The sequence below is a fragment of the Pseudoduganella buxea genome (assembly GCF_009720835.1).
GTDB classification, from domain to species: domain Bacteria; phylum Pseudomonadota; class Gammaproteobacteria; order Burkholderiales; family Burkholderiaceae_D; genus Rugamonas; species Rugamonas buxea.
The window spans coordinates 65,958-86,135 of record NZ_WNKZ01000004.1; the positions used below are offsets into that span (position 1 = coordinate 65,958).

The 20,178-nt window shown below is 66.9% G+C and carries 15 protein-coding genes; 9 read left to right on the forward strand and 6 right to left on the reverse strand.

What is annotated here, in order from left to right; all coding sequences use genetic code 11:
- Positions 1 to 125: 125 nt before the first annotated feature.
- The 4 genes from GM672_RS02750 to pth all read left to right on the forward strand — a co-directional run bounded on the left by GM672_RS02750 (position 126) and on the right by pth (position 2,306).
- Positions 126 to 725: a 50S ribosomal protein L25/general stress protein Ctc gene (locus GM672_RS02750; protein WP_155468989.1), complete on the forward strand. Its 600-nt coding sequence runs from the start codon at positions 126 to 128 to the stop codon at positions 723 to 725.
- 100 nt (positions 726 to 825) lie between these two features.
- Positions 826 to 1,260 (forward strand): YeeE/YedE family protein, encoded by a 435-nt coding sequence (locus tag GM672_RS02755; RefSeq protein WP_155468990.1) that lies wholly within the window; start codon positions 826 to 828, stop codon positions 1,258 to 1,260.
- Position 1,261: 1 nt separating this feature from the next.
- Complete coding sequence (locus tag GM672_RS02760; RefSeq protein ID WP_155468991.1) at positions 1,262 to 1,681, forward strand: YeeE/YedE family protein; 420 nt, start codon at positions 1,262 to 1,264, stop codon at positions 1,679 to 1,681.
- A gap of 40 nt (positions 1,682 to 1,721) precedes the next feature.
- Positions 1,722 to 2,306: an aminoacyl-tRNA hydrolase gene (gene pth / locus GM672_RS02765; protein WP_155468992.1), complete on the forward strand. Its 585-nt coding sequence runs from the start codon at positions 1,722 to 1,724 to the stop codon at positions 2,304 to 2,306.
- A gap of 32 nt (positions 2,307 to 2,338) precedes the next feature.
- On the opposite strand, the gene GM672_RS02770 is transcribed toward pth, so the two are convergent.
- Positions 2,339 to 3,991: a PAS domain-containing sensor histidine kinase gene (locus GM672_RS02770; RefSeq protein WP_155468993.1), complete on the reverse strand. Its 1,653-nt coding sequence runs from the start codon at positions 3,989 to 3,991 to the stop codon at positions 2,339 to 2,341.
- A complete protein-coding gene (locus GM672_RS02775) occupies positions 3,988 to 5,271 on the reverse strand; it encodes a cyclic di-GMP phosphodiesterase (RefSeq protein WP_155468994.1) in 1,284 nt (427 codons plus the stop codon). The genes GM672_RS02770 and GM672_RS02775 overlap by 4 nt, the downstream gene beginning before the upstream one ends.
- Positions 5,272 to 5,474: 203 nt before the next feature.
- Here GM672_RS02775 and ychF point away from each other — a divergent pair, with 203 nt between their 5' ends.
- Together ychF and GM672_RS02785 are read left to right on the forward strand one after the other, a co-directional pair.
- Entirely contained in the window at positions 5,475 to 6,566 is a 1,092-nt protein-coding gene (gene ychF, locus GM672_RS02780) for a redox-regulated ATPase YchF (RefSeq protein WP_155468995.1), read from the forward strand.
- A gap of 229 nt (positions 6,567 to 6,795) precedes the next feature.
- Entirely contained in the window at positions 6,796 to 12,444 is a 5,649-nt protein-coding gene (locus GM672_RS02785) for a type I secretion C-terminal target domain-containing protein (RefSeq protein ID WP_155468996.1), read from the forward strand.
- 57 nt (positions 12,445 to 12,501) lie between these two features.
- Here GM672_RS02785 and GM672_RS02790 read toward each other — a convergent pair whose 3' ends face one another.
- Together GM672_RS02790 and GM672_RS02795 are read right to left on the reverse strand one after the other, a co-directional pair.
- The gene (locus GM672_RS02790) at positions 12,502 to 13,743 is read right to left on the reverse strand and encodes a glycosyltransferase family 4 protein (protein ID WP_155468997.1); all 1,242 of its coding nucleotides are present in this window, start codon (positions 13,741 to 13,743) and stop codon (positions 12,502 to 12,504) included.
- On the reverse strand, positions 13,743 to 14,339 hold the full coding sequence (locus tag GM672_RS02795; protein WP_229417523.1) for a nuclear transport factor 2 family protein: 597 nt from the start codon (positions 14,337 to 14,339) through the stop codon (positions 13,743 to 13,745). Before GM672_RS02795 ends, GM672_RS02790 begins: the two co-directional genes overlap by 1 nt.
- Positions 14,340 to 14,443: 104 nt before the next feature.
- Between GM672_RS02795 and GM672_RS02800 the strand changes: the two genes are divergently transcribed.
- The 3 genes from GM672_RS02800 (at position 14,444) to GM672_RS02810 (ending at position 18,192) form a co-directional block, all read left to right on the forward strand.
- Positions 14,444 to 16,021 carry an NYN domain-containing protein gene (locus GM672_RS02800; protein ID WP_155468998.1) on the forward strand — a complete coding sequence of 526 codons (1,578 nt, stop codon included), beginning with the start codon at positions 14,444 to 14,446 and terminating at the stop codon, positions 16,019 to 16,021.
- Between the two features lie 174 nt (positions 16,022 to 16,195).
- Positions 16,196 to 17,047 (forward strand): MOSC domain-containing protein, encoded by an 852-nt coding sequence (locus GM672_RS02805; protein ID WP_155468999.1) that lies wholly within the window; start codon positions 16,196 to 16,198, stop codon positions 17,045 to 17,047.
- Positions 17,048 to 17,055: 8 nt separating this feature from the next.
- Positions 17,056 to 18,192 carry a GGDEF domain-containing protein gene (locus GM672_RS02810; protein WP_155469000.1) on the forward strand — a complete coding sequence of 379 codons (1,137 nt, stop codon included), beginning with the start codon at positions 17,056 to 17,058 and terminating at the stop codon, positions 18,190 to 18,192.
- On the opposite strand, the gene GM672_RS02815 is transcribed toward GM672_RS02810, so the two are convergent.
- Together GM672_RS02815 and GM672_RS02820 are read right to left on the reverse strand one after the other, a co-directional pair.
- Positions 18,193 to 19,569, reverse strand: coding sequence for a Dyp-type peroxidase (locus GM672_RS02815; protein WP_155469001.1), 1,377 nt, complete (start codon positions 19,567 to 19,569; stop codon positions 18,193 to 18,195).
- Positions 19,556 to 20,164, reverse strand: coding sequence for a hypothetical protein (locus GM672_RS02820; RefSeq protein ID WP_155469002.1), 609 nt, complete (start codon positions 20,162 to 20,164; stop codon positions 19,556 to 19,558). The genes GM672_RS02815 and GM672_RS02820 overlap by 14 nt, the downstream gene beginning before the upstream one ends.
- Positions 20,165 to 20,178: the final 14 nt, after the last annotated feature.

Genomic DNA, 20,178 nt, shown 5'->3' on the forward strand with positions numbered 1-20,178 from the left:
GCGCCGCTGCGTTTTATCCGGCAGCGTGCAATCAATATGCCGCGCACTGCCGATTTCGAAGCCATCCTGGTCGCGGGAGGCTTTATAACTCGGGGCGCAAGTCCTGAACTCTCTTGGAGTATCAAATGAAAGTTGTTGCATTCAAACGCGAACTGCAGGGCACGGGTGCGAGCCGCCGCCTGCGTATTTCCGGCCAAACCCCTGGCATCATCTACGGCGGCGCCGAAGCCCCCGTGACGATCGCCCTGGACCACAACGCGCTGTACCACGCGCTGAAAAAAGAAGCTTTCCACGGTTCGATCCTGGACCTGGAAATCGACGGCAAGGTACAGAAAGTGCTGCTGCGCGACTTCCAGATGCACGCATACAAGCAACTGGTCCTGCACGCTGACTTCCAGCGCGTCGACGCCAACCAGCCGATCCACGTCAAAGTGGCACTGCACTTCGAAAACGCCGACGTGTCGCCAGCCGTCAAGCTGCACGGCGCCACGATCAGCCACGTGCTGAACGAAATCGAAGTTTCGTGCCTGCCGTCGGCCCTGCCGGAATTCATCTCCGTCGACCTGTCGACGATGGATGTCGGCACCACGCTGCACATCTCCGACCTGACCTTCCCGGAAGGCGTGTCGGCCCTGACGCACGGCAACAACCTGACCGTCGCTACCGCTTCGGTACCGGCCGGCCAGGTGTCCGCCGACGCGGCCGCCACCGAAGAGAAGAAGTAATCTCGACCATTTGCCGCGTTCGCGCGGCAAACGCAAAAACCCTGCTGCGGCAGGGTTTTTTTTTGCGCATACTGTTCCCTACAAACGCGAAAGGACTGTCATGATCATCGACTGGCAACACTTCACCCCCTGGACCTCGCTGGCCGGCGGCATGCTGATCGGCCTGGCCGCAGCCATGCTGATCCTGCTCAACGGCCGCATCGCCGGCATCAGCGGCATTCTCGGCGGCCTGCTGCGTGCGCCGCGCCACGACCGCCGCTGGCGCCTGGCCTTCCTTGCCGGCCTGTTGCTGGCAGCGCCCTTGTGGAGCGGCGTGACGGCATTGCCGGCCGTGCGCCCCGTGGCCGGCACCGCGATGCTGGTCGTGGCCGGGCTGCTGGTGGGCCTGGGCACGCGCTATGGCGGCGGCTGCACCAGCGGGCACGGCGTGTGCGGCCTGGCACGGCTGTCGCCCCGCTCGGCGGCGGCCACTGCTTGCTTCATGCTGGCGGGGGCCGTCACGGTCTTCGTGATGCGTCACGTGACAGGAGCCTGACATGCCCAATGCAATTGCGCTGCTTGCCGGCCTGCTGTTCGGCTTCGGCCTGATCCTCTCCGGCATGACCGACCCGGCCAAGGTCACGGCCTTCCTCGACGTGGCCGGCCGCTGGGACCCGTCGCTGGCCTTCGTCATGGGCGGCGCGCTGCTGGTGGCGCTGCCGGCGTTCCAGTTCGCACGCCGGCGCGGCACCACCTTGCAGGGCGAGCCGCTGCATCTGCCGACGGCGCGCCGCATCGACGGGCGCCTGGTGGGCGGCAGCATCGCCTTCGGCGTCGGCTGGGGCCTGTCCGGTTATTGCCCCGGCCCAGCGCTGGCGTCGTTGTCGATGGCCGGCACGGCGGTGTGGCCCTTCTTCATCGCCATGCTGGTGGGGATGGTGCTGTACGAGATTCCCGAATGGTGGCGTGGGCGGTGAAACTCCGGGATAATCCCGCTTTTCTTCCCACCTTCGCGCCATGACCATCCGCCTGATCGTCGGCCTCGGCAACCCCGGAGCCGAATACGAACAAACCCGCCACAACGCCGGCTTCTGGCTGGTCGACAACCTGGCCCGCGGCATGCCCGGCACCTTCCTTCAGCGCGAAAGCCGCTTCAACGCGCTGGCCGCGAAAGGCAGCATCGGCGGCCAGGAAGTGTGGCTGCTGGAACCGCAAACCTATATGAACCGCTCCGGCCAGTCCGTCGGCGGCCTGGCGCGCTTCTTCAAGATCAATCCGGACGAAATCCTCGTCGTGCACGACGAACTCGATCTGCCGCCCGGTGCGGCCAAGCTGAAGAAGGGCGGTTCCTCCGGCGGGCACAATGGCCTGAAGGACATCACGGCGGCCCTGGGCACGCAGGACTACTGGCGCCTGCGCCTGGGCATCGGCCACCCCCGCACCCTGAACCTGGCGCAGAACGTGGCCGACTTCGTGCTGCACCGGCCCCGCCGCGAGGAGCAGCTCCTGATCGACGAAGCGATCGAGAAGAGCCTGAAGGTCATTCCGCTGGCCGTGGCCGGCAAGATGGCGCTGGCGACGACGGCGCTGCACACGGCCTGATCGGGCCTGATCGCGGCCGGCCGGTAGCCTGATCACGCCTGGCGCGGCAAGGTCACGCGAAACAGCGAGCCCTGGCCCGGTTCACTGCGCACCTCGATGGTGCCGCCGTGCTTGCGCACGATGCCGTAGGACAGCGACAGCCCCAGGCCCGTGCCCTTGCCGACCGGCTTGGTCGTGAAGAAGGGCTCGAAGATGCGCGACAGGTGTTCCGGCGCGATGCCGGCGCCGCTGTCCTCGATCTCGACCCACAGCGTGGCCGCATCGAAACCGGTGCGCACCGTGATCAATCCCCGTTCCGCGATGGCGTGGCCGGCGTTGATCATGAGGTTCATGAAGACCTGGTTCAGTTGCGACGGCAGGCATTCGATTTCCGGCACGCCGGCGTAGTCCTTGACGACGTCGGCCTTGTATTTCAAGTCGTTGGCGACCAGGTTCAAGGTGCTGTCCAGGCCCCGTTCCACATTGGCCCACTGGCGCTGCGACTCGGACACGTGCGAGAAATCCTTCAGGTCCTGGACGATGCTTTTCACCCGTTTCAGGCCCTCCATCGATTCGGTCAGCAGCGCGCCGATATCCTCGCGCAGCCAGGCCGCGTCGATCTCCTGCCGGATCGTGTCGACCCGCGCCAGGTCCGGCGCTGCCAGTGCGCCGTCCATTGCCTCGTAGGCCTCCAGCAGTTTCAGCAGCCCCTGCGCATACACCTGCAAGGTGCCGACATTGGTGCTGACAAAGGCGATCGGATTGTTGATCTCGTGCGCCACGCCGGCCGCCAGCAGGCCGACTGACGCCATCTTTTCGGCCTGCAGCAACTGCATCTGGGCCGCCCCCAGCTTGCCGATCAGTTCTTCCTGCCGTGCCTTCTCCTCGTGCAAGGTGGCGTTGGCCGTCTGCAGCGCGGCCGTGCGTTCCACCACGCGCGCCTCGAGCTGGTCGCGCGATTCGCGCAGCGCCGCTTCATCCTGCTCGCGCTGCGTGATGTCGTTGAAGCCGAACACGCGCCCGATGATGCGTTCGCCCAGCCGCTGCGGACGCGACGTGCATTCGAACACGCGCCCGCTGGCAAGGTGGAAGCGGTCTACCGTCGCGCGCTCGTCGACCAGCTGCTGCAGCCGCGCGCGGCAGGTCGGTCCTTCGGCCACGGCGCCGCACAGATGGTCGAGGATGCCGGCATCGTCCTGCCCATCCAGCAAATTCTGGGGAATCGCCCACATCCGGCTGAACAGCCGGTTCATGCTGGCGATGCGGCCGTGCCAGTCGATCACGAGGATGCCGTTGCCGGTCGATTCGAGCGTGGCCTGGAGCTGCGACAAGGTCTGCGCCAGCACGTCTTCCAGCTTGTGCTCGTGCTGCACGTCGCGCGCCGACACGAGCATCAGCACGGCGCCATCGTGCGTCAAGGCCCGCACCGATTTCGATACCGCCAGCAGCTCGCCGTCGGCGCGGCGGTACTGGCCATCCTGGCTTTCGATGTCCGCGTGGCGCCCGCCCCGCACGTCTTCCCAGTAGAACAGGTCCTGCAGGGCGCTGTCGATATCGGTGATGGCCATCGCCAGCAGCTGCTCCTTCGTGTAGTTCAGCAGCTGTTCGACGGCGCGGTTGACGCCGACGATGCGCAGGGTGCGGGGCTCGACCAGCAGCATCAGGCTGGCGCTGTGGTCGAGCATCAGTTGGGCCAGGTCGTTCATGGCGCGGCGGCGCCGGGCTGGCCGGCATCGAAATAGTAGCTGACGCGCCGGCGCGGGCTCAGGTAGGCCACCACGGCCGGCGGCACCTGGGCCGGCCGCACGGCGCGCACGATGTTCAGTTCACCGTCCCGTTCCAGGTCGACGACGATGGCTTCGTGCTTCGGCACGCCCGGGTCGAACACCACCAGCATCGGCTTCATCGGCCGCGCCGTGTTGACGGTGCTGACCATGCCCAGCATGCCGTTCGACAGCTGCACCAGGGTGCCGGGCGGGTACACGCCCAGGCAGTGGATGAACACCTGCAGCAGTTTCGGATCGAACCGGGCGCGGTGCTTCGCGAACATCGTCGACAGCGCCTCGTGCGGCGTCTGCGCGGCGGCCAGGTCGACGGGGTTGCACATTTCGTCGTAATGGTCGGCGATGGCGACGATGCGCGCCAGCAGGCCGATCGCTTCGCCGCGCAGTCCGCCCGGATAGCCGCTGCCGTCGAAGCGCTCGTGGTGTTCGCCGATGACGCCGGCGGCCGCCTTGATGCCGTCGACCCCGTGCATGCCCTGCACCAGATCCACGCCGTAGCGGGGATGCAGCTCGAACAGGTGCTGTTCGCTGGCCGTCAGCGGGCCCGGGGCCGTCAGCAGGCGTTCCGGGATGGTGCGGCAGCCGGCATCGTGCAGCAGCGCGCCAAGTCCCAGCGCGGCGGCCACGGGTTGGGGCAGGCCGATCTCGCGCGCCATCATCAACGACAGCATCGTCACGTTCAGCGCGTGGCAGCAGGTGTCCTCGCCGCCGGCGGCGTCGCCCATCACGTGGATCGCCAGCTCGGGCGCGTCGAGGATCGACTCGGTGATCTGCCCGACCAGCTGGACGGCCTGGCGCGCACTGTCCTCGGGGCGGGCGAACAGCTGGCGTTCGATGGCGTGGATGCGGCGCGTCGTGTCGGCGCAGGCCCGCTCGACGCGCACCGTGCTGGCGCGCAGCACGCGCAGCCGTTCCACCATCGCCAGCTTGGCCTGCAGGGCGGGGGCGTCAGGTGCCGGGGCGGCCGCTTGCGCCGCGACCGGCTGGGTCGACGGCGGCAGGGGCCGCACGTCCGACAGGTCGGGGTGGACGCGCACGCTGGCCAGGCCCAGCGCGCACAAGGTGGCGATCTGCTCCGCGCTTTTCAGCTTGAAGCGGCTGAAAGTGAACGGGTGCTCGAACCATTTCAGGTCCAGCTCCACGTACAGGCCGATGCACAACCGGTCCATCGTAACCTGCTCGTCTCTGTGGCTGTCGTCCATGGGTTTCTCCTGCCTGGGAGCGCCAGTGCGGCGTTCCTGGCCCCAGTGTACGCCATAATTGCCCCAAGGAATCATCGATGTGGCGAAGATCCGGGCCCGGCGGGGCGCTATAATGCGCACATTCCCCAGCCCCTGCGTTACGGAAAGCACACAAGCGGTGTGCACGCGCCCGGCGGCGGCATTCACATTTAACAAGGAATTCCATGAGTCTCAAATGCGGCATCGTCGGCCTGCCCAACGTCGGCAAGTCCACCCTTTTCAATGCGCTGACCAAGGCCGGCATCCCCGCCGAAAACTACCCGTTCTGCACCATCGAGCCGAACGTGGGCGTCGTCGAAGTGCCCGATCCGCGGCTGAAGCAGCTGTCGGACATCGTCAAGCCCGAGCGCATCGTCAATGCCATCGTCGAATTCGTCGACATCGCCGGCCTGGTGGCGGGCGCGTCGCAGGGTGAAGGCCTGGGCAACCAGTTCCTGGCCCACATCCGCGAAACGGACGCCATCGTCAACGTGGTGCGCTGCTTCGAGGACGAGAACGTCATCCACGTGGCCGGCAAGGTCAACCCGCTGGACGATATCGCCGTCATCCAGACCGAGCTGGCGCTGGCCGACATGAGCGCCGTCGAGAAAGCCATCCACCGCGAGAACAAGAAGTCCCGTTCCGGCGACAAGGATGCCGCCAAGCTGGTGACCTTGCTGGAAAAAATCCTGCCGCACCTGAACAACGCCGAGCCGATCCGCGCGCTGGGCCTGTCCGACGACGAGATGGCGCTGCTGAAACCGATGTGCCTGATCACGGCCAAGCCGGCCATGTACGTGGCCAACGTCTCCGACAGCGGCTTCAAGGACAACCCGCTGCTGGACCAGCTGACGGCCTACGCCAAGTCGCAGAACGCCCCCATCGTCGCCATCTGCGCCGCCATCGAAGCGGAAATCGCCGACCTGGACGACGAAGACAAGCACGCCTTCCTGGCCGACATGGGCATGGACGAACCGGGCCTGGACCGCCTGATCCGCGCCGGCTTCAAGCTGCTGGGCCTGCAGACCTATTTCACGGCCGGCGTCAAGGAAGTGCGCGCCTGGACCATCCACGTGGGCGACACGGCACCGCAAGCGGCCGGCGTCATCCACACCGACTTCGAACGTGGCTTCATCCGCGCCCAGACCATCGCCTTCGACGACTTCATCGCCTTCAAGGGCGAGGCGGGCGCCAAGGAAGCGGGCAAGATGCGCGCCGAGGGCAAGGAATATGTCGTCAAGGATGGCGATGTGCTGAACTTCCTGTTCAACGTCTGATGCCTGCATAGCAAGCTGTTGGCGTTGTAGAAAAGCCGCGGAAACGCGGCTTTTTTGTTGTGCCCGGCCCGCCCAGCGGGATTTTATATTTCCGCAATAAATAGTGAGAATTGGATAGATTGCAGATTTTTAACATATGTTACTATTTGTGACTTTTTTGGCGATGCTGGCCGGGATACCGTCCTGCGCCGGCCTGTGCCGCGGCTGAACCCTCTTTCCTGCTCCTACCATGACGAAATACACCGGCACCCCCTCAAGCGAAACCATTCTCGGCGGCGACGGCGACGATTACCTTGCCGCCAGCGGCGGTTTCGACCTGTTGCAGGGGGGTGCCGGCAACGACACGATCAGCGCGACCGGCGGCGATTCCGCCACCGGTGGGCTGGGCAGCGATACCTTCATTAGCGGCTCCTTCGCCACGCAGCACTACACGGTGACCGATTTCCAGGCCGGTGCCGGCGGCGACGTGATCGACGCCAGCAATCTGCTGAACTACGCCAGCCTCTACCACCAATACACGGGCGGCAATCCCTTCATCAGCTACCTGGCGCTGGTCCAATCCGGCACCGATACGCTGCTGCAGTTCCATAGCCCGTACTGGCAGGATCAGGCAGCAGTCACGGTCCTCACCTTGAAAACTGTCGAGGCTGCTACCCTGACGGCAGACAATTTCCTGCACCGTCTCGATCCATCGGGGCGGCTGGCCCCGGTCGATGGCGCAAGCATGCCGGGGACGGAGGGTAACGACTATCTGACCGGGAGCCCGTTCAGGGACATCCTCGACGGCCGGGAGGGCGACGATACTTTGCTCAGCTGGGGTGGTAACGACACCCTCATCGGTGGCGCCGGCAACGATTCCCTCAGCGGCGACCGCGCGAGCGTGAGCAGGCTCGACGGTGGTGCGGGCAACGATACGCTCGACGGTGCCGGTACGCTGCTCGGCGGCGACGGCGACGACAGGCTGACCGGCAGCGGTGCGCTGCTCGACGGCGGGGCCGGCAACGACACGCTGTCGTCCTACTACGACACGGCGACGATCAACGGTGGCAGTGGCGACGATGTCATCGATTCGAGCGGGGGCGTCATTTCCGGCGGCACCGGCCGGGACGTCTTTTCTCTGTCGACCTACAGCTCGACCGTCGTCACGGATTTCCAGGCTGGTGACGGGGGCGACAAGCTCGACCTGCGCTACGCGCTGCGTGACATCTACACTACCGGCGAGCGTGGCGTGGACTTCCTGAAGTTCGAGCAGTCCGGCGCCGATGTCCTGATCCGGTACGATCGTGACGGCAGCAGCAGCTACTATTCGATGACGACGGTGATCACGCTGAAGAACGTGCAGCTCTCCGCGCTGACATTGGATAACCACCTGGGTATCAGTGAGGGGGCCCCTTATAGCAGCTGGCCGAGCCGGCTCTTTGGCGGCCTGGGCAACGACAGGCTGTTCGCCCGCCTCAAGGGCGACACCCTGACCGGGTTCGCCGGAAACGACGAATACTTGGGCACGACCGGCACCGTCGTCATCGAACGCGCCGGCGAAGGCATCGACACATTCAGGCTGCACCCGGAGTACTTCAGTTCCAACCAGGCCACGTACACGCTGGCCGCCAACGTCGAGAATCTCGTCCTGGACGGCTATTCCGGCCGGGCCTGGGGCAATGAACTGGACAACCAGATCAGCATGACGGCGACCGGCGAGGTCGATGGCGCGGCCGGCAATGACACCATCACCGGCAGCGCCATGAACGATACCCTGGCTGGCGGCGCCGGCAATGACGTGCTGGCCGGTGGCGGCGGTAGGGACGCCATCGATGGCGGCGCCGGCAACGACGTGCTGGTGGGCGGCGGCGGCAGCGATGCCATCGATGGCGGCGCCGGCAACGACACGGTCCAGGGCTTGGGCGCGCGCAACCAGTACCAGTTGGCCCGCGAAGGACAGAGCTTGCACCTGACGTCGGCCGATGGCACCGTAACGCTGACCAATGTCGAAACCATCGTCTTCAGCAACAGCGTGCACACGCTCGCGTCGCTGCTGGCAATGGCGGGCACCGACGGTAACGACAAGCTGACCGGCACGGCGGGCGTGGACTACCTGGATGGCATGGGCGGCAACGACACGCTGGCCGGCGGGGCCGGCAACGACTATTACATGGTCGACTCGACTGGCGACGTAGTGACGGAAGCCGTCAATGGCGGCATCGATACCGTGCGCGTGACGGCGGCTGCCTACACGCTGCCCACCAACGTGGAACACCTGACGCACGGCACCTGGGAGGATGGTTTCCAGGGTACCGGCAATGCGCTCGACAATCGATTCAGCGGCAACGCCAGCGGCGAAACCTTCCACGGTGGCGCCGGTAATGACAGTTTCACCGGCAGGGGCGGAAACGATGCATTCATCGGCGGTGCCGGCGATGACTGGATGCTCAATGCCGGTACCGGCACCCAGTTCTTCGACGGCGGCGCCGGCACGGACGGCATCGACGGCCTGGCCGCGCGTGACCAGTACACGATCAGCCGCTGGAGCCGGGAGGACATCGTCCTGACCGCCATCGCCACGGGCGACACGATCCGCGTGCGCGATGTCGAGCAATTCGACATGGACGGCGTAACGTACACGCTGGCGCAGCTGCTCGAAGGCCTGCCGGGCTTGGGCGACGACGTCATCACCGGCACGTCCGACGCCGACGTGCTCGAAGGCTTCGGCGGACGCGACACCTTGATCGGCGGCGCCGGCGACGACACCTATCTTGTCGACGATGCCCGCGCGCTCGTCGTCGAGGAAGAGGGCGCCGGCCACGATACCGTGCGCGTGGCCGTTGCCGCCGCCCAGCCTTACCAGTTGGGCGAACACGTGGAAGAAGGCTACGCCGCCGCCGGCATCCTGGCGATCGGCATTGCCGGCAACGCGGCGGCCAATCTGTTGCGCGGCAATGGCGCCGCCAACGTCCTGGCCGGCAAGGGCGGCAGCGATACGCTCGATGGCGGCGCCGGCGCCGACCGCCTGGCCGGCGGCGCGGACAACGACCTGTATATCGTCGATGCCGGCGACATCGTCACCGAGCTGGACGGCGAAGGCATCGATACCGTCATGACGGAACTGGCGAAATATACGCTGACGGCCAATGTGGAAGCGCTCGTCTACAACGGCGCAGGCGCATTCACTGGCACCGGCAACGCCGGCGACAACCTGATCAGCGGCAGCGTGGACCAGGCCGACGTGCTGTCCGGCGCCGATGGCAACGACACGCTGGCCGGCCTGTCCGGCAACGATACCCTCGACGGCGGCAAGGGCATCGACACCGTCGCGCTGCTGGGCGCCCGCAGCGCCTACACGATATCGCGGCCGAACAACACCGACACCATCGTGGCACGGGAAGGCGAGACTGTCACCCTGCGCGGCATCGAGGCGGTGCAGTTCTTCGACGGCTACTTCACGCTGGCCAGCTTGCTGGGCAACACGGCCAGCCCGCTGGCCGACCTGCTGACGGGCACGGCCAACGCCGATACGCTGGTCGGCCTGGGCGGCAACGATACGCTGTCCGGCGGCGAGGGCGACGATCTGTACACGGTCGAAACGGTGGGCGACGTTGTCGTCGAGCTGGCCGGGCAGGGCGACGATACGGTGCAGGTGGCGTTCGCCTCGGGCAGCTACACCCTGGGCGAGCACGTCGAGCACGCCATCGCCACGGGCAAGGGGGCCGTGGGCCTGACCGGCAACGCCGTGGCCAACCGGCTGACCGGCAACGGCGCCAGCAACGTCCTGGCGGGCGGCGCCGGCAACGACACGCTCGATGGCGGCGCGGGGGCGGACAAGCTCTCGGGCGGCCTGGGCGACGATACCTACCGCGTCGATGCGGCGGGCGACAGCGTGGCCGAACGGGCAAACGAGGGCCTGGACACGGTGGTGGCAAGCCTGTCGAAGTACACGCTGGCAGCCGAGGTCGAACAATTGACGTATGACGGCACGGCCGGCTTTGCCGGCACCGGCAACATCCTGGCCAACCGCATCGAAGGCGGCAGCGGTGGCGACAGCCTGGCCGGCCTGGGCGGCGACGACACCCTGGCCGGCGGCGCGGGCAACGACACGCTCGACGGCGGCGCCGGCGATGGCGACACGGCCATCCTGCTGGGCTATGGCTATCAGTATGTGGTGACGCGTACGAGCGCCACCGACACCGTCCTGACCGGCCCGGACCAGGCCGTCACCTTGCGGGGCATCGAGAAGCTCCAGTTCCTTGGCGGCACAGTCGATCTTGCCTCGCTGCTGCTGAACCGGCCGAGCAAGTTCGGCGACGTCATCACGGGCACGGCCAACGATGATGAGCTGGACGGGCTTGCGGGCAGCGACACGATGAGCGGCGGCCAGGGTTACGACCGCTACGCCGTCGACAGCACGGGCGACATCGTCATCGAGAAGGCCGGCGAAGGCATCGACCACGTCGATGTGGCACTGGCCGCCGGCACCTATGTGCTGTCGGAAAATATCGAGAACGCCACCGTTTCGGGCAAGGGAGCCGCAGGCATCACGGGCAACGGCGCGGCCAATACGCTGGTGGGCAACGGCGCCGCCAATGCCCTGACGGGCGGTGCCGGCGACGACACGCTCGACGGTGGCCTGGGCGCGGACAAGCTGGTAGGTGGCAGCGGCGACGATACCTACCGCGTCGACGCGGCCGGCGACAGCGTGACCGAACTGGCCAACGGCGGCACCGATACCGTATCGACCAGCCTGGCCAGCTACACGCTTGGCGCCCACGTCGAGAACCTGGCCAGCGAATGGCAGAGCGGCCTGGCGGGTACGGGCAATGCGCTGGGCAACCGCATCGACGGCAGCGGCGGCAACGACCGCCTGCTGGGCATGGACGGCAACGATACCCTGTGCGGCCATACCGGCACCGATACCATCGATGGCGGCAAGGGCGACGACACCCTCGTCCTTGCGGAGCTGCCGTGGTACTACACGATCACCCGCGTTTCGCCGACGGACACGCTGTTCCAGTCCGGCTCCGGCCTCGCGAAGGTGACCGTGCGTGGCATCGAGCGCGTCCAGTTCGGCGATGGCAGCACGCTGAGCTGGACCGCGGCGCTGTCGGGCGTTGCCAGCGGATTCAATGACTCGCTGATCGGCAGCGGAGCGGACGACATCCTGAACGGTCTCGGCGGCAGCGACACGATCGAAGGCGGCAACGGCAGCGACCGCTACACGGTCGACGTGGCCACGGATGTCATCGTCGAACTGGCCGGCAACGGCAACGACAGCGTCGATGTGGCCCTTGCCTCGGGCAGCTACACGCTGTCGGCGCACGTGGAAAACGCCACCGTCACGTCGGCGGGCGCGATCGGCCTGGCCGGCAACGGCGAAGCAAACTGGCTGGTGGGCAATGCCGCTGCGAACATACTGGGCGGCGGCGCGGGCGACGACATCCTCGACGGTGGCATGGGCGCGGACCGGCTGACCGGTGGCGCCGGCGCCGACAGTTTCATCGTCGGCTTCGGCAACGATGCCGTGCTCGACTTCGACAGCAGCGATTGGCTCGTCATCGATGCCATGATCGGTAACGGCAACGGCGCCATCGACAGCGCTGTCGAACTGGCGGCACCGGGCGCTTTCGGCACCGATGTGGAACTGGTGCTGGTCAAGAGCAAGCTCGCGGCGCTGACGCCGGCCGACTTGGTCAAGGCGATCGGCATGCCGCACCAGGGCCAAGTGGCCTATCCGACCATGCTGTTCGTCGCCCAAAGCGGCAAGACGTCGGGCGTCTTCCTGTACACCAGCGATGGCGACGACAGTGCCATCGTCGCCGGCGAGCTTGTGCAGATTGCCACGGTAACGGGCGTGCCCGTCACGCTGGAGCACATCGCGTTCGTCCATTGACAGTGCGGCCGCCATCGCGCGGTTGCACCCTCGCGCGGCGCCGCTGGCGCCCGCCGGCTAGCTGCCGCCGAGGGCCTGGTCCAGCACGAAGCGCTTCTGCGCCGGCAGGCAATGCCGGTGCAGGTCGTAGCCGTCGACGATGGTGCGGCGGGCGGCCTCGCGCAAGTGCGCCAGGCTGTCGCGCCGCGCCAGCGCATCGGCCACCGTGCCGGCCAGCGTCTCGTGGTCGAAGAAATCGGTCAGCAGGCCGTTCTCGCCGTGGCGGATCACTTCCTCCAGCGGTGCCGTGCGCGAGCCCACGATCAGGCAGCCCGTGCTCATCGCCTCCATCAAGGACCATGACAGCACGAACGGATAGGTGAGGTAGGTGTAGACGGCCGATACCTGCATCAACTGCGTCAGCAGGGCGTGCGGCAGGCGCCCGACGAAGTGCACGCGCGACATGTCCAGCCGCGGCGCCACCTCGTCGCGGAAGATCGCCTTCCACGTCTTGCCCGCCGGCGGCGCGGCGCCATAGCTGACGCCATCGGCGCCGACGATGACGATGCGCGCATTCGGCCGCAGCCGCTGCAGCTCGGGCAGCGCGCGCATGAAGATGTGATAGCCCCGGTAAGGCTCCAGCTGGCGCGACACGAAGGTGACGACTTCGTCGCCGGGCTTGAGCACGATACCGGCCGACGACAGCGTCACGCGCGCGGCCGGGTCGGGGCGGAAGCGGTCCGTGTCGATGCCGTCGTGGATCACGGCGATGCGCTGGCGGAACCAGTCGGGATGGCGGTCGCGCTGGAACAGCGTGGGCGACAGCGCGGCATCGGCCACGGACATGGCGTGCAGCAGGTGCGTGTTCCGGATGCGCAGGCGCTGCAGGCTGTCCAGGTCGGGCGTGCCGGAAAACTCCGGATCGAAATGCGAGTCGCCGCCTTCACCCTGGTAATAGTATTCCGCGTAGATCAGCAGCTTCGCGCGGGGGAACACGTCCTTGACGAACAGGGCCTCGCCCCAGCCCGGGTGCACGAACACGATGTCGGGCGTGAAGCCTTCGGCCTTCAGGCGTGCCAGCGCGGCCGCGGACGATTCGCCCCGCAGGATCTTGCTGAACAGGTCGCGCAACTGCGGCGCCTGCTGCTGGGCGCCGGCCGGCACCCTGGCCTGGTGCACGTGGTAGCGCACGCCGGGCAGGGCCTCGGCCTGGTCGGTCATGCCCAGCGCGACCACTTCGTGGCCGTCGGCCGCCAGTGCGGGCGCCAGGTGGCGGAACTGGCCGGGGAAGTTCTGGTGGATGAAGAGAATCCTTGCCATTACCGTGCCGTCGTCCTTGCCTTGTCGGTCTTCGCCTGTCGTTGCTCGTAATCGGCGATGGCTTTCGCGAAGCCGGCGTTGAGGGCGTTCGGCACGGCCAGCGACAGCTGGTAGTGCTCGACCAGGAAGCCGTCGCCCGTGTTGCGCAGCACGCCGCTGGCCTGGCAGGTGCCCATCTGGGTGTCGAGCTGCTCGTCGAACCAGGCATAACGGCGGTCCGGCGAGAAGTAGACGTTGCGTTTGCTGGCCTTGAACGACCAGGCCTTGCCGGCCTTCCAGTAGGGCGCGGCCCAGGCCTTGAATTGGTCGCGCGTCCAGATTTCGCTCTTGTCGGTGCCGATGTAGATGCCCTGCGGCGCCATCTTGTCGAAGTAGGCCGGCCGCGTGTGGGCGGCGTCGTCATGCCAGCCGTCGAGGAAGGCGCCGACCCGCCGCACAAAATCGGTATCGGTATCGGCATCGGCGCCTTGCGCCGCAAGGCCCGCCTTGACGCTGCGGTTGTCGAGCTTTGCTTCGGTGCCGGCCTGCGCCGACGCGGGACCGCACAGCAGCGCGGCCAGGGCGGCCGCGCCGATTCGCATCAGCGGTGACGTCATCGTGATTCCTCCAAGTTGAGCTGGAACTGCGCAGAATACACCAGCGCGCGGCCCGGGCCAATGCGCCTGTATAATCGGCCCGTTCCCTCCCTACCTAGAGACTCATGGCTTCATCCAACGACAATGTCAGCATGGCCCTGTTCTGCGACTTCGAGAACGTCGCACTCGGCGTACGCGACGCGAACTACGAAAAATTCGATATCAAGCCAGTGCTCGAGCGCCTGCTGCTCAAGGGTAGCATCGTGGTCAAGAAGGCCTACTGCGACTGGGACCGCTACAAGGGCTTCAAGGGCCCGATGCACGAAGCGAACTTCGAGCTGATCGAAATCCCCCATGTGCGCATGTCCGGCAAGAACTCGGCCGACATCCGCATGGTCGTCGATGCGCTCGACCTGTGCTACACCAAGGCCCACGTCAACACCTTCGTCATCATTTCGGGCGACTCCGACTTCTCGCCGCTGGTGTCGAAACTGCGCGAGAACAACAAGAAGGTGATCGGCGTCGGCGTCAAGGATTCCACGTCGGACCTGCTGGTGGCGAACTGCGACGAATTCATTTTCTACGACGACCTGGTGCGCGAGAAGAGCCGCAACGCCAAGCGCGATCCGCGCGAGCAGCCGCCCAAGCGCTCGCCCGAAGAGGAAAAACGCAAGCGCGACGAAATGGACAAGCGCCGCAACCAGGCCGTCGATATCGCCTACGAGACCTTCGACGCGCTGGTGACGGAACGGGGCGACAGCGGCAAGATCTGGGCTTCCGTGCTGAAGGAAGCGATCAAGCGCCGCAAGCCCGATTTCAGCGAATCGTTCTACGGCTTCCGCACCTTCGGCAACCTGCTGGAGGAAATGAAGGCGCGCGGCCTGCTCGAATTCGGCCGCGATGAAAAATCCGGTGCCTACGTGTACCGCGGCAGCCAGCCGGCCCAGGCGCTTGGCGCGGACACGAGCGCCGAGACCGAGGCGCGCGAGCCGGCCGAGCAGCAGGGCCAGGAAGCAGCGGAAGTGCGCGGCGAAGCACGCGAAACGCGCGAGGCGCGGGAAGCACGCCAGGAAGGCCGCGGCCGTGGCCGTGGCAACCGTGGTGGCCGCAACCGCCGCGGCGGTGCCGAACCGGCCGATGCGGCTGCCCAGCCGATGGTCGACCTGGAAGCGCAGGAAGTGGCCGTGGCGCTGGAAGCGGCGGCGCAGGATTATGCCGCCGAAGTGCGTTCGGCCGAAGATGCGCTGAACGACCTGGCGCCGGCCCCGGCCGATGTGACGCTGGACGACGACAGCATGCCGTCGCCATGGCCGGCCAGCCAGCCGGCCGCTGACGAAGGCGATGCCGACGCTGCCGACGACGTGCAGGAAGCGGTCACCGAAGTTCCGGCCAAGCGCCCACGCAGCCCGCGCAAGCCGGCGGCCAAGAAGCCTGCCCGCACCAGCAAGGTCGCCAAGGCTGCGGCCGACGCCGCCGACGCGGTCGATGCCGTGCTGGTACCTGAACCGGCAGCCGACCCGGCGCCTGAACCGGCACCGGTTGCCGCCGCGGTGCCCGACAGCGAAACCGAGGCCGTGACGGCCGCCGGCGACGCCGCGGACACGGAGGCCGGTGGTGCCAAGAAGGGCCGCAAGCCCGGCACCCACAAGGCGCCGGCCCGCAGCCGCCTGCCGAGGAAGCCGAAGCCGAAGGCCGAAGGCTGACTTGCCGTGCCGGCCGCCGCCGGCACCTTGCCCCACAGCGCGTCTGCCGGGTCCACCCCCGCGGGCGCGCCGTTGTATCGGCCAAACCTGTCCCGCCGCGGGGCAGCATGCCGATTTACTGGCTTGCGCTTTGCTGCCATACTGGGGTTTACGCATCAATATGGCGGCATCCTCATGGCGACACTGTCCGAACTCACCCTGTATCCCATCAAGTCGTGCGCCGGCATGGCCCTGCGCGCGGCCACCCTGACCAGCTTTGGCCTGATGACCGAGCAGATCTACGACCGTGAATGGATGGTCGTCGATGCCGATGGCCAGTTCCTGACCCAGCGCGAACATCCGAAAATGGCTCTGGTCGTGCCGCGCCTGAAGGCCGACACCCTGGAACTGCGCGCGCCCGGCATGCTGCGCCTGGAGATTCCCCTGGGGCTGCCCGATCCGGAGAGTGCGGCGACGCTGGACGTGACGGTGTTCGAGCACCGCCTGAAGGCCTACGATTGCGATGCGCTGACGGCGGCATGGTTCAGCAACTACCTGGGCGTGCCGTGCCGGCTGGTGCGGTTTCACCCGGACGCGCGGCGCCTGGCCAACCCGAAATGGACCGGCGGCGTCGAGGCGCCCACCTTGTTCTCGGACGGTTATCCCGTGCTCGTCATCGGCGCCGAATCGCTGCGCGACCTGAACGGCAAGCTGGTGGCGGCGGGGCGCGATGCACTGCCGATGAACCGCTTTCGTCCGAACATCGTGTTGGACGGCATCGAAGCCTTCGAGGAAGATTACGTCGACACCTTCACGATTGGCGAGGCCGTGCTGAAACCGGTCAAGCCCTGTCCCCGTTGCCCGATGCCGTCGATCGACCAGGAGCGGGGCGAATTCGGTCCCGACCCGCTCGACATCCTGCAGAGTTACCGCAGCAAGCCCGAAGTCGATGGCGCCGTGTGCTTCGGCATGAACAATATCCTGCTGGCCGGCGACGGCCAGCGTGTACAGGTAGGCCAGCAGGTCGCCGTCACCCTGGCATTCTGAGCGAGCCCATGACGCAAAACGACACGGCCACGCCCACCGCGCTGGCGGCCGAAAACCAGATGCTGCGCACGCGCATGGCCTATATGATCGACCAGGCCGAACGCAATCATTCCATCATGACGCGGCACCAGGCCTTCGACCTGGAGATCGTCGGCGCCACCAGTTTTCCCGAGCTGGTGGGCAGCATCTTCCGCTCGCTGCCGGCCATCTCGGAACTGGACGCCGTCACGCTGTCGCTGATCGACGAGGATGCCGACATCCACACGGTAATGGAAAAGCTGGGCGTCGATTTCGCCGCCTTCCCGGACCTGCTGTTCGAGCCGGGGGTCGAGCAGCTGGGCTTCGACATGGGGCCGCGCCAGACCCTGTCGCCGCCGCCCAAGCCCGTGCTGGGCATGTACGATCCGGCCCGGCATGCGCGGCAGTTCCCGCAGCCGGCCCAGCGCCTGCAAAGCGTGGCCATCGTGCCGCTGCTGCGCAACAAGCGCGTCATCGGCACCCTGAACCTGGGCAGCGTCGACCCGGCCCGCTTCACGCCCAGCCTGGGCACCGACTTCATCGAGCACATGGCATCGATCATCGCCATCTGCCTGGAAAACGTCATCAGCAACGAGATGCTCAAGTACATCGGGCTGACCGATTCGCTGACGGGCGTGTATAACCGCCGCTACATCGACCGGCGCCTGCTGGAAGAAATCGCCCGGGCGCGGCGGCAGCAGTACACGATCTCGTTCATGTATATCGATATCGACCATTTCAAGCGCGTCAACGACACCGTCGGCCACCAGGGCGGCGACGAGGTGCTGCGCGAAGTGGCGGGCCGCATCAAGGCCGAACTGCGCCTGTCCGACGCGCTGGCCCGTTTCGGCGGCGAGGAGTTCGTCGTGCTGCTGATCGACGCGGACCTGGACAGTGCCGCCTTCGTGGCCGAACGCATCCGCGCCGGCATTGCTGCCTCGATGATCGGCCTGCCCGGCGGCGTGCAGCTGTCGATCACGGGCTCGATCGGCGTGGCCAGCCTGGACCAGACAGGCGACGGGCCCGCCGAAGCGGCCGCGCTGGAACTGATCTCGCAGGCCGACGAGGCCCTGTACCTGGCCAAATCCGGCGGGCGCAACCGGGTGGTGCGGTACACGCCCGACTGATCAGCCGTCCAGGCCCCCCAGCCGCCGCAAGGCCCGCAGCCCGGGCATGAACAGGTACTCGCCGCCGCGCAAGGTGCAGAAGCTGTGGATGCCGTGGATGCGCCGGCGCACGGGCCGTTCGGGTAGCGTGAAGGTGGCGCCGTCGGGCTGCTGGCCCACCAGCGGGTCGCGTTCCTCGCCCAGGTCGATGAAGTTGCCGTGGTTGATCCACTCCTGCTGCATGAATTCCATCGTCTCGGCGGCCTTGGCCGACAGGCCGATGAAGAACAGGCCCCGCTCGGCGCCGTCGTCCTCCAGCAGGTTGGGGTCGTAGGGCGGGCCGAAGGTGGTGCTGCGCCGGGACAGGCGGTGCAGGTTCACGTCCGTCAGGATGGCCAGCTTGCTGTCGCGCGGATTCATGCGCCGCATGTGGCATCCGTGCGGCACCTTCAGGCCTTCCTGGTCGTCTTCATAGGTGAAGTCGTTGTTGCGCTGGCGGTCCTTGCCCAGCGCCGCATCGTCGCGTTCCGGCGCCAGGGTCAATGGCGCGCCGCTGCGCCAGCGGCCCACCAGCTTGGCCGCCAGCAGTTCCTGGCCGTCCGCGTCGCCGCCATGCTCGCGCAGGAAACGGTTGAAGCCGGCCACGTCCGTGTGGTACTTGCGCAGCACCACATAGCTGCCGTTGCGCCCCAGCGGCTCGCTTTCCGTGCCCGGCTGCGCCAGCGGCACGCCCGCTTCGCCGGGGTAGCCCAGGATGAATTCACCGGCCTTGATGGGCCGGCCCTGGCCGGGCCACGTGTCGGCCGTGCCGCCTTCGATGGCGGGGTTGCTGATGTTGTCGCGGTAGCCGAAGGCGTTGCGGCTGTCCGGCTGGGCGCCGAAGTCGTGCGAAGCCAGTACGGTGACGTCGCGCATGCTGGCGAACTGCTCGCGCGCCGTCGCCATCGCAGCCTGCCACGACGCTTCGTCCGGCGCGAAGATCGACACGGCCAGGTGCACCTGGCCGCCGGCGAAGGGCGCTTCCCACGTCTCCGGTGCGTTCGGTCCAGTGTCCTGCAGGCGGTCGGCGCGCGCCGCCATGCCCGCGCTGAAGGCGGCCGGGAAGCTCGCCAGCAGCGCCTCGTCCAGTGCCAGCGCGCGCAGGCCGGCGTGGCTCAGGGCCACGGCGATCCATGCCTCGGTATTGTCGCGGGCATCGGCTGCGCTGCGCACATGCGGCGCCAGACTGCCCAGCAGGGCGCGCCCGCCGGCGGCGCTGTCGAAGCGCAGCAGCACGTGGGTGCCGAAGTAGGGATCGGGGCGGTCGAACAGCACGGTGGCCTGGATGTCGTCCAGCTCCAGCGGCGCGCCCGGCGCTTCGTGGTGGACCAGGGCCTTGACCTTCTCAAGAATCGACATGGCCGCTCACCTTGTCCAGGAATTCCTGCAATGCGTCGTTGATGCGCTGCAGCCGGCGCGTGTCCACCACCGACAGGTGCGGATTGGCCACGTACCAGCCATCGGCCGTCAGCTGGTGGCTGGCGATGAAGTCCTTCACCCCCGGGTCCTTGATGCCGGGCCAGCCCTCCACAGACGAAAACAGCAGGTCCATCAGGTCGGGAATCTTGGTGGCGAAATCCTCGATATAGGTGTCCCAGTCGCCGTCGTAGGTGGTGGCGAACAGGATCTTCGTATCGTTCTCGAAGAAGACGAAGCGCATGTCGTGCAGGGTGGCGACCTTCTGCGCGCCGGCGAAGTTGCCGTTGACGAGCTTGAAGATGCGGCGCAGGCGGTCGGCACCGCCCGGCTTCAACGGTGCGATCGCCGTCAGTTCCGACACCTTGCCGGACTGGCGGCCGATGCGGCCGGCCGAACCGGGTTCGGCGTCGGCATGGGGATCGTGCTCGCGCAGGATGTTTTCCAGCGCCAGTTTCAGCAGTTGCGGTGCGTCGCCGAGGGTTTCCTCGACCGTACGTTTGATGGCGGCGAGATCGGTGGTTTTTTGTTCTTGCATGGTGCTTCCTTGAA

Coding starts and splice junctions, on each gene's coding strand:
- GM672_RS02750 (WP_155468989.1), top strand. CDS start 126: ATGAAAGTTGTTGCATTCAAACGCGAACTGCAGGGCACGGGTGCGAGC.
- GM672_RS02755 (WP_155468990.1), top strand. CDS start 826: ATGATCATCGACTGGCAACACTTCACCCCCTGGACCTCGCTGGCCGGC.
- GM672_RS02760 (WP_155468991.1), top strand. CDS start 1,262: ATGCCCAATGCAATTGCGCTGCTTGCCGGCCTGCTGTTCGGCTTCGGC.
- pth (WP_155468992.1), top strand. CDS start 1,722: ATGACCATCCGCCTGATCGTCGGCCTCGGCAACCCCGGAGCCGAATAC.
- GM672_RS02770 (WP_155468993.1), bottom strand. CDS start 3,991: ATGAACGACCTGGCCCAACTGATGCTCGACCACAGCGCCAGCCTGATG.
- GM672_RS02775 (WP_155468994.1), bottom strand. CDS start 5,271: ATGGACGACAGCCACAGAGACGAGCAGGTTACGATGGACCGGTTGTGC.
- ychF (WP_155468995.1), top strand. CDS start 5,475: ATGAGTCTCAAATGCGGCATCGTCGGCCTGCCCAACGTCGGCAAGTCC.
- GM672_RS02785 (WP_155468996.1), top strand. CDS start 6,796: ATGACGAAATACACCGGCACCCCCTCAAGCGAAACCATTCTCGGCGGC.
- GM672_RS02790 (WP_155468997.1), bottom strand. CDS start 13,743: ATGGCAAGGATTCTCTTCATCCACCAGAACTTCCCCGGCCAGTTCCGC.
- GM672_RS02795 (WP_229417523.1), bottom strand. CDS start 14,339: ATGACGTCACCGCTGATGCGAATCGGCGCGGCCGCCCTGGCCGCGCTG.
- GM672_RS02800 (WP_155468998.1), top strand. CDS start 14,444: ATGGCTTCATCCAACGACAATGTCAGCATGGCCCTGTTCTGCGACTTC.
- GM672_RS02805 (WP_155468999.1), top strand. CDS start 16,196: ATGGCGACACTGTCCGAACTCACCCTGTATCCCATCAAGTCGTGCGCC.
- GM672_RS02810 (WP_155469000.1), top strand. CDS start 17,056: ATGACGCAAAACGACACGGCCACGCCCACCGCGCTGGCGGCCGAAAAC.
- GM672_RS02815 (WP_155469001.1), bottom strand. CDS start 19,569: ATGTCGATTCTTGAGAAGGTCAAGGCCCTGGTCCACCACGAAGCGCCG.
- GM672_RS02820 (WP_155469002.1), bottom strand. CDS start 20,164: ATGCAAGAACAAAAAACCACCGATCTCGCCGCCATCAAACGTACGGTC.